The organism is Streptomyces sp. NPDC050264 (genome assembly GCF_040655895.1).
GTDB lineage: Bacteria > Actinomycetota > Actinomycetes > Streptomycetales > Streptomycetaceae > Streptomyces.
The window spans coordinates 142,412-150,569 of sequence record NZ_JBFAKV010000025.1 but is presented as its reverse complement, the minus strand read 5'-3'; the positions used below and the strand labels follow the sequence as shown (position 1 = coordinate 150,569).

Sequence of the window (8,158 nt, the reverse complement as noted above, 5' to 3'; positions counted from 1 at the left end):
CTCATTTTCCCACCTTTCCCCACCCCCCCGAACTTCCCTACTTGCCGTAATGCGGCGCCTTGATAGCGTGGGGGGCCCGCGGGCATTCTTGCGGGCGGGGCCCCACTACTACGTAGAGCAGAACGGTTACTGCGGGTCCGGGCCCGTAGCCACCGGGCGGGATTCGTCCGCGGACCACTCCGACCATGAGCCGACGTACAGCTGGGCGTCGACGCCCGCCACCGCGAGCGCCAGGACCTCGTGGGCGCCGGACACGCCCGAGCCGCAGTAGACGCCCACCTGGCCCGGTTCGCCGTGCGCGCCAAGGGACTTGAAGCGGTCTGTCAGTTCGGCGGCCGGGCGGAAACGGCCGTCCGCCGCGACGTTCTCGGTGGTCGGCGCCGACACGGCGCCCGGGATGTGGCCGCCGACGCGGTCGATGGGCTCCACGTCGCCGCGGTAGCGCTCGGCGGCGCGGGCGTCCAGCAGGAGGCCGGAACGGGCGAGAGCGGCGGCGGCGTCCGCGTCGAGGAGGCCGGTGGCACCCGGTGCAGGGGTGAAGGTGCCGGGCTCCGGCGACGGGACACTCGTCTCCAGAGGGCCGTCCCAGGTGGCGAGACCGCCGTCCAGGACGCGCACGGAGGGGTGGCCCGTCCAGCGCAGCAGCCACCAGGCGCGGGCCGCGGCCCAGCCCTGCCCGCCGTCGTACACCACGACGGCCCGGTCGCCCGAGACGCCTGCCGCGCGCATCGCGGCGCCGAACTCGGCCAGGTCGGGCAGCGGGTGCCGGCCACCGCCCGCACCCGCATGACCTGCGAGTTCCGTGTCGAGGTCGATGAAGACCGCGCCGGGGAGGTGTCCCGCTTCGTAATCGGCCCGGCCATCGAACGCGGGTTCCCCCGCGGCCTTCGCGGCGCTGAGCTGCCAGCGGATGTCGAGCAGCACGGGCGGGTGCTCCCCCGCCGACTCGCTCGCGAGTTCAGATGCGGTGATGATGGCATTCATGGGGGCCATCCTTGCTCATGGTCTGGCCCGAGCGCCCACGTTCGGATAGCGTGCTCGATCGACTACCGAGCGTCAAACGGCCGGAGACGGCCGGTTCGTGGCGCGGCAACGTCTACGAAACATCGGTTCGGGCATCCTCTGGGAGGAGTCCGGTGGATTCGGCGCGGCCAGGGAGCGCCGTGCGGCACGGAGTGCCACCATCAGCATGGGCGTGATGCGACACGTGGGTTCCCGATCGTGGGCCCTGAGGGTTCCGTTCCGAGGAGAGAGTGACGATGACCGAGGCAGCAGCCAGGCGCGCGCCGGGCACACCCTGCTGGGTGAGTCTGATGGTGCACGACATGGCCGCGACCCAGGAGTTCTACGGGGCACTGTTCGGCTGGGAGTTCAGGCCTGGCCCGCAGCAGCTCGGCCCGTACGCACGGGCGCTCCTCGACGGCAGGGAAGTGGCCGGCATCGGCCTGCTGCCGTCCGAGCGTCAGCTGGCGATCGCCTGGACCCCCTATCTGGCCTCGGACGACGTGGACGCGACGGCCGAGACGGTGCGGCACTGCGGCGGCACGGTGGGCGTCGGCCCGCTGGACGCGGGCGAGGCGGGCCGGATGGCGATCGGTTCCGATCCGTCGGGCGCGGTGTTCGGCATCTGGCAGGCGGCGGAGCACCTGGGCATGGCCGTGACCGGCGTGCCGGGCGCGGTGGCGTGGAACGAGCTGGTGACACGGGAGACCGCGAGCGTCGCGAAGTTCTACGAGTCGGTCTTCGGCTATGCGGAAGAGCCCGTCGTCTCCGCCGACTTCGACTGTCTGACGCTGGTCCTCGAAGGCCGTCCGGTGGCCTCCGTGCAGGGTGTCGGACACGCGCTGCCGCGCGACCGCGGCTCGCACTGGATGACGTACTTCGAGGTGGCGGACGTGGACGAGTCGGTGGAGCGGGTCGCCGATCTGGGTGGACATGTCGTCAAGCCCGCGCGCGACGGTTCACACGGTCGGGTGGCGACAGTCGCGGATCCCGAAGGGGCGCGGTTCGCGCTGGTGACATCGCGGGGATGAGGGGCCCGGGCCCCTGGATCGGGAACGGGGAGCGGGCGTCCTGAAGTGCCGCGTTCCTCGGGGCTACGCGACCGGAAGCACGTCGGGCGACAAGGTGGACGCCTGAGCCGTCACGCTGGTCGTCCGCTTGCGGTGATGCCGCCTGCACAGCACCTCGTAGCCGATCTCGTCCTCGGCGTGGTCGACGTCGCCGATGACGACCTGGGCGCCCTCGACGACCATCTCGCCGTTGATGGTGCGCGCGTTGTGCGTGGCGCGCGCACCGCACCAGCACAACGCCTCGACCTGCAACACCTCGACGCGGTCGGCGAGTTCGACCAGCCGCTGCGAGCCGGGGAACAGCTTGGAGCGGAAGTCGGTGGTGATGCCGAAGGCGAAGACATCGAGGTCGAGGTCGTCGACGACGCGGGCGAGCTGGTCGATCTGCCCCGGCGCGAGGAACTGCGCCTCGTCCGCGATCACGTAGTCCACTCTGCCGCCCTGCGAGAGACGGTCGACGACGTACGCGTACACGTCCAGGTCGTCGGCGACCTCGACCGCGTCGGTGACCAGGCCGAGCCGCGAGGAGAGCTTCCCCTCGCCGGCCCGGTCGTCGCGGGTGAAGATCATCCCTTGAAGTCCGCGGGCCGATCGGTTGTGCTCGATCTGCAGAGCCAGGGTGCTCTTGCCGCAGTCCATGGTTCCGGAGAAGAACACCAGCTCGGGCATGGGGAGTCGGGCACCTTTCGCGTGACGGGGCAGGAGGAGGGCGTGCCCTCAGGAACGAACTTCGAGAAGCGGTACGAGCTGTTCCGCCGGGGTCATGGAGCCGTGGTTGCCGACCATCAGGGACTCCTTCGGCTCGCTCCGCGAGGCGGTGATCACCACGTCGTCGCGGGCGGCGGCGATGACGTCACCGAGCCGGTCGCGGACCCGCTGATCGACCTGGGGGCCGAACCAGCCCGCGGCGATCGCCTCGTCACGGCTCGCGATCCAGAACTGCTCGCCGAGGACCTCACGCCACACGGCCAGCACGTCGCCCTGCGCGCCCGGCACCGCGTACACGTGACGCGCGCGGCCCTCGCCGCCCAACAGGGCGACGCCCGCGCTCAGTTCCCAGTCCTCGTCGAAGTCGATACGGGACTGCTCGTCGAAGGGGATGTCGAGCATGCCGTGGTCGGCGGTCACGTACAGAGCGCTGCGCGGCGGGAGTTGCTCGGCGAGGCGCTGGGCGAGCCGGTCGACGTACATGAGCTGGCCGCGCCACGGGTCGGAGTCGACGCCGAAGCGGTGCCCCTTCCCGTCGACCTCGCTGTAGTACGTGTACACCAACGACCGGTCAGCGGCGGCCAGTTGCTTGGCGGCCAGGTCCATGCGGTCCTCACCGGAGAGGCGTCCGTGGAAGGTGCCACCGCTGAGCGCGATCTTGGTGAGGGGCGTCGACTGGAAGGCGGGCGCGGAGACCTGGGCGGTGTGGACCCCGGCTTCGTGGGCCCGCTGGAAGATCGTCGGGTACGGCTGCCAGGCCCGCGGGTTCGTCCACGGGTTCCAGCGGAGCTGGTTCATCAGCTCGCCGGTGGCGGGGTTGCGCACGGTGTACCCGGGCAGGCCGTGGGCGCCGGGCGGCAGGCCCGTGCCGACCGAGGCGAGGGATGTGGCGGTGGTGGCCGGGTAGCCCGCGGTGATGGGGCTGCCGGTGCCGCCGCGCGAGGAGGCTATGAGCGAGCTGAGGAACGGCGCCTCGTCGGGGTGCGCCCTCAGCTGCTCCCAGCCGAGACCGTCGATGAGGAAGACGCAGGCGCGGTCCACCGGCGCGAGCTCCGGGATCGCGGCCGCGCAGCCGGGAACGCCCAGGTGGGAGCCGATGGTAGGCAGCAGGTCGGCGAGCGATCCGGTGCCGTACGCCGGGACGGGAGCGGAGTGGACGGGCAGCGGCTCTATGTCGTCCCAGGCAGCCTGCGTCATCAGCGTCCCGCGTCCGCGGTGGCCTCGGAGAGTGCCTGGGCGAAGGCGAGGGCCTGGCGCACGGTCTCGGGTCCGTCGCCCGCCTCGCTGACGCGCAGGCTCAGGTCGTCGGCGGTCGAGCTGCCCGTGTAGCCGTGGTCCGCCTCACAGTTGGGGTCGCCGCAGGCCGCGGGCTCCAGATCGATGCGGGCGACGGCGCCCCAGCCGATGGTGAGGACGACCTCGCGGGGCAGCGTGCCCGGAACGTACTTCTCCGGATTGGCGACGACACGGCTGAGCACGACCGAGGAGATCCGGTCGAGCTTCACGGACTCCGTGGACGTCGTCGCGTACGGCGTCGGGGACGTGGTGTCGGCCGCCTGCTCGTCGGTGTGGCTGACGATGAAACGGGTGTCGGTCAGGACCAGGACGGTGACATGACGACGGACCTCGTTCGCGTCGAACGTGGTCTCCTGGTGCACGAGGTACGACGCGATCGGCTCACCGCCGACCGCGGCCTCCACCGCCTCGGCCACGAGGGCCGGGTAGTAGCCGCTGCGCTCGATCGCCGCTCGCAGCCCTTGGGTCGTCGTACTGGTCTTGGCCATGGGGTCCATCCTAAGGCCGGGAAGAGACTGCCGTTGCGCCTGTGGATAACCCTCCGTGAGGGCATTTCCCGGGGGTGTCGGTCAGTACGCGACGGGCAGTGTGCGGGGTCCGAGATCATCGCGGGCGGGTGGCGGCGCGAGCCGGACGGAGGCGCCGAGCACGGTCAGTCCGTGCGGGGCGACGACGACCGGTTCGAGGACGACGCCGACGACCTCGGGGTGGTCGTCGACAAGACGGGACACGCGCTGCAGCAGCTCTTCGAGCGCGGGCGTGTCGACGGGGGCGGCGCCGCGCCAGCCGAACAGGATCGGCGCCGTCTTGATGGAACGGATGATCCCCCGGGCGTCCTGGTCGGTGACCGGGATCAGGCGGTGCGCCGTGTCGCCGAGGAGCTCCGACGCGGCACCGGCCAGGCCGAAGGAGAGCACCGCCCCGGCCGCCGGGTCGATGACGGCCCGGACCACCGTGTCGACGCCGCGCGGGGCCATCGACTGCACGACGGGCCGCAGCTCGGCCGGCTTGCCGAGCTGCTCGGTCAGCTCCTCGTACGCGCGCCGCAGGTCCGTCTCGTCGGCGAGGTCCAGTCGTACGCCGCCGAGGTCGGCGCGGTGGCGCAGGTGCGGGGCGGTCGTCTTGAGGGCTACCGGGTAGCCGAGGGTGCGCGCCGCGTCGGCGGCGCGGTCGGCGTCGGGCGCGGGCAGTGTCTGTCGTACGGGGATGCCGTAGTGGGAGAGCAGTTCGCGGGCGTCCTTCGGGTCGAGCTCGACGCCGCGGGGGTCGTCCTCTTTTGCGAGCAGCTCGGTGATGAGAGCGGCGGCCGCCGACTCGTCGACGCCGTCGTACTCGGGCACCTTGCCGGGCTCGGCCGCCTCACGCCGCCACTGGGCGTACTTCACGACTTCGGAGAGGGCGTGGACGGCCCGCTCGGCGGCGGGGTAGGCCGGGATGAGGCGCGGAGTGTCCTCGTAGGCCTCGGTGGTGGCGGGGGCCGGCCTGGGCGCCTGTGTGTCGGGGGCGTCCGGGGCGTTGGGTCCGGTGCTGGCAGCGGCGACGTCCGGGGCGTTCGGGCCGGTGCTGGCAGCGGCGGAGAGGGCCTCGGCGAGACCGCCCAGCTCCACGTGGACGACAAGAACCGGCTTGGTGGGCGCCGCCGCCGCGGCCGCGCTCAGGGCGGCGGCCAGCTCGGCGTCCTCGGCCTGGCCCTCCCCCACCGCCGGCATGGCGGTGACGACGACGGCGTCGGTCTTGTCGTCGGCCAGCGCCTCTTCGAGTGCCGCGCGGAAGTCCGCCGCGGAGGCCGCTGTGGTCAGATCGCGCGGTGGCTTGGGACGCAGCCCCTCGGAGAGGCACACGTCGTAGGTCAGCAGGCCGAGCGACTCGGAGTTGCCGAGGATGGCGACGCGCGGTCCGGCGGGCAGCGGCTGGCGGGCCAACAGGAGCCCGGTGTCGACGAGTTCGGTGATCGTGTCGACCCGGATGACTCCGGCCTGCCGCAACAGGGCGGAAACCGTGGCGTACGGGAGACGTGTGGCGCGTACGGCATGCCCTGTAGGCGCGATTCCGCTGTGCCGGGCACCCTGCACGACCACGAGGGGCTTGGCCTCCGCGGTGCGGCGGGCGAGGCGCGTGAACTTGCGCGGGTTGCCGATGGATTCGAGGTACATGAGGGCGACGTCCGTGTCCGGGTCGTCGTACCAGTACTGGAGAACGTCGTTCCCGGAGACGTCGGCCCGGTTGCCCGCGGAGACGAACGTCGAGATCCCCGTGGCCCCGGTGACGCCGCCGCCCCTGCGGTGCAGGCGCGCCAGGAGGGCGATACCGATGGCGCCGGACTGGGCGAACAGGCCGATGCGGCCGGGGCGTGGCATCTCGGGGGCGAGCGAGGCGTTGAGCCGTACCTCCGAGGACGTGTTGACGACTCCGAAGGCGTTCGGTCCGACGATGCGCATTCCGTAGGTACGAGCCTGTCGGACCAGTGCGCGCTGTCGCTCGCGGCCTTCGGCGCCGCTCTCCGCGTATCCGGCGGAGACCACGATCAGTCCCTGTACGCCGCGTGCACCGCATTCGGCGACGACCTCGGGCACGTGTGGCGCGGGGACGGCCACAACGGCCAGGTCGACCTGCTCGGCGGGGTCGATGTCGCGTACGCACCGGTGGGCGGGAACGCCGTCGACCTCGGTCAGGTCCTCGGGGAACGCCTTGTTCACCGCATACAGGCGGCCCGTGAAACCCGCGTCCTTCAGGTTGTCGAGAACGCTGCGACCCACTCCTCCGGGGGTGCGCCCCACGCCGATCACCGCGACGGAGCCGGGCGCGAGGAGCCTCTGCACGGAGCGGGCCTCGGCGCGCTGCTCACGGGCGCGCTGCACCGCGAGGGACGCCTCTGTGGGCTCCAGGTCGAACTCCAGGCGGACCACGCCGTCCTCGAAGCTGCGCTTCTGTGTGTACCCGGCGTCCGTGAACACCTTGATCATCTTGGTGTTGGCGGGCAGCACCTCGGCGGCGAAGCGGCGGATGCCTCGCTCGCGGGCGACGGCGGCGACGTGTTCCAGAAGGGCGGATGCCACACCCCGTCCCTGATGGGCGTCCTGAACGAGGAAGGCGACCTCGGCCTCGTCGGCGGGCGCGGAGGCGGGCCGGCCGTGCGCGTCGATCCGGTCGTAGCGGACGGTCGCGATGAACTCCCCGCCCACTGTGGCGGCGAGCCCCACACGGTCCACATAGTCGTGATGGGTGAAGCGGTGCACGTCCTTGTCGGACAGGCGCGGGTAGGGCGCGAAGAAGCGGTAGTACTTCGACTCGTCCGAGACCTGCTCGTAGAAGCTCGTCAGGCGCTCGGCGTCCTCGGTGGTGATCGGCCTGATCCGGGCGGTGCCGCCGTCGCGCAGCACCACGTCGGCCTCCCAGTGGGCGGGGTAGGCATGCCGGTCCGACGGGGTCTCCATGCCGCAAGAGTAGGGCCGGGCGCCGACAGTCGTACGGGTCGCGTCCCGCGCGCGTGGGAGGCAGGCTATGGAAGGCCGGAGAGCGGCGCTCTTACGCGGCCGGGTCCGCGGTGAGCATGCTCGGCGGTATGTGAGAATGGTCTAGACAACTGTGAGACACCTGAAGGGCAGCATCACATGGCTGAGCGCCGCGTCAACGTCGGCTGGGCCGAGGGCCTGCACGCCCGACCCGCCTCCATCTTCGTCCGCGCGGCCACGGCGGCCGGCGTCCCCGTGACGATCACCAAGGCCGACGGCAACCCCGTCAACGCCGCCTCCATGCTCGCGGTGCTCGGCCTGGGTGCCCAGGGAGGCGAGGAGATCGTCCTGGCCTCCGACGCCGAGGGCGCGGACGCCGCGCTCGACCGTCTGGCGAAGCTGGTCTCCGAGGGCCTCGAGGAGCTCCCCGAGACCGTCTGATCCCTGCAGTCCGGCGGAGCCGTGCGATTTCCCCGAGGGGCGCGCGGCTCCGCCGTTTGGCATTCGGGCAGCATTACAGGGAATTCACGCGCGCCGGTTCGGACATCGGAATTACACCGCGCCGACCGTCAATAATCTGGGCAGCCGAATACGCTCCGCGGCCATTCAGTGAATACCGCACTTCTTTGT

At 71.5% G+C, this 8,158-nt stretch carries 7 protein-coding genes; 2 read left to right on the top strand and 5 right to left on the bottom strand.

Annotated features, from left to right (window positions below; genetic code table 11):
- Positions 1–126: 126 nt before the first annotated feature.
- Positions 127–984: a sulfurtransferase gene (locus AB0J02_RS34750; protein ID WP_363197829.1), complete on the bottom strand. Its 858-nt coding sequence runs from the start codon at positions 982–984 to the stop codon at positions 127–129.
- A gap of 275 nt (positions 985–1,259) precedes the next feature.
- Between AB0J02_RS34750 and AB0J02_RS34745 the strand changes: the two genes are divergently transcribed.
- Positions 1,260–2,033 carry a VOC family protein gene (locus AB0J02_RS34745; RefSeq protein WP_363197828.1) on the top strand — a complete coding sequence of 258 codons (774 nt, stop codon included), beginning with the start codon at positions 1,260–1,262 and terminating at the stop codon, positions 2,031–2,033.
- A 63-nt stretch (positions 2,034–2,096) separates the two neighbouring features.
- Here AB0J02_RS34745 and AB0J02_RS34740 read toward each other — a convergent pair whose 3' ends face one another.
- The 4 genes from AB0J02_RS34740 to AB0J02_RS34725 all read right to left on the bottom strand — a co-directional run bounded on the left by AB0J02_RS34740 (position 2,097) and on the right by AB0J02_RS34725 (position 7,510).
- A complete protein-coding gene (locus tag AB0J02_RS34740) occupies positions 2,097–2,741 on the bottom strand; it encodes a thymidine kinase (RefSeq protein WP_363197827.1) in 645 nt (214 codons plus the stop codon).
- Between the two features lie 48 nt (positions 2,742–2,789).
- Positions 2,790–3,977, bottom strand: a complete 1,188-nt coding sequence (locus tag AB0J02_RS34735) for a nucleotide pyrophosphatase/phosphodiesterase family protein (protein ID WP_363197826.1) — start codon at positions 3,975–3,977, stop codon at positions 2,790–2,792.
- On the bottom strand, positions 3,977–4,564 hold the full coding sequence (locus AB0J02_RS34730; RefSeq protein WP_363197825.1) for a DUF5998 family protein: 588 nt from the start codon (positions 4,562–4,564) through the stop codon (positions 3,977–3,979). The genes AB0J02_RS34735 and AB0J02_RS34730 overlap by 1 nt, the downstream gene beginning before the upstream one ends.
- An 81-nt stretch (positions 4,565–4,645) precedes the next feature.
- Complete coding sequence (locus AB0J02_RS34725; RefSeq protein ID WP_363197824.1) at positions 4,646–7,510, bottom strand: GNAT family N-acetyltransferase; 2,865 nt, start codon at positions 7,508–7,510, stop codon at positions 4,646–4,648.
- Between the two features lie 177 nt (positions 7,511–7,687).
- Between AB0J02_RS34725 and AB0J02_RS34720 the strand changes: the two genes are divergently transcribed.
- The gene (locus AB0J02_RS34720; RefSeq protein ID WP_363197823.1) at positions 7,688–7,969 is read left to right on the top strand and encodes an HPr family phosphocarrier protein; all 282 of its coding nucleotides are present in this window, start codon (positions 7,688–7,690) and stop codon (positions 7,967–7,969) included.
- The last annotated feature ends 189 nt before the right edge of the window (positions 7,970–8,158 follow it).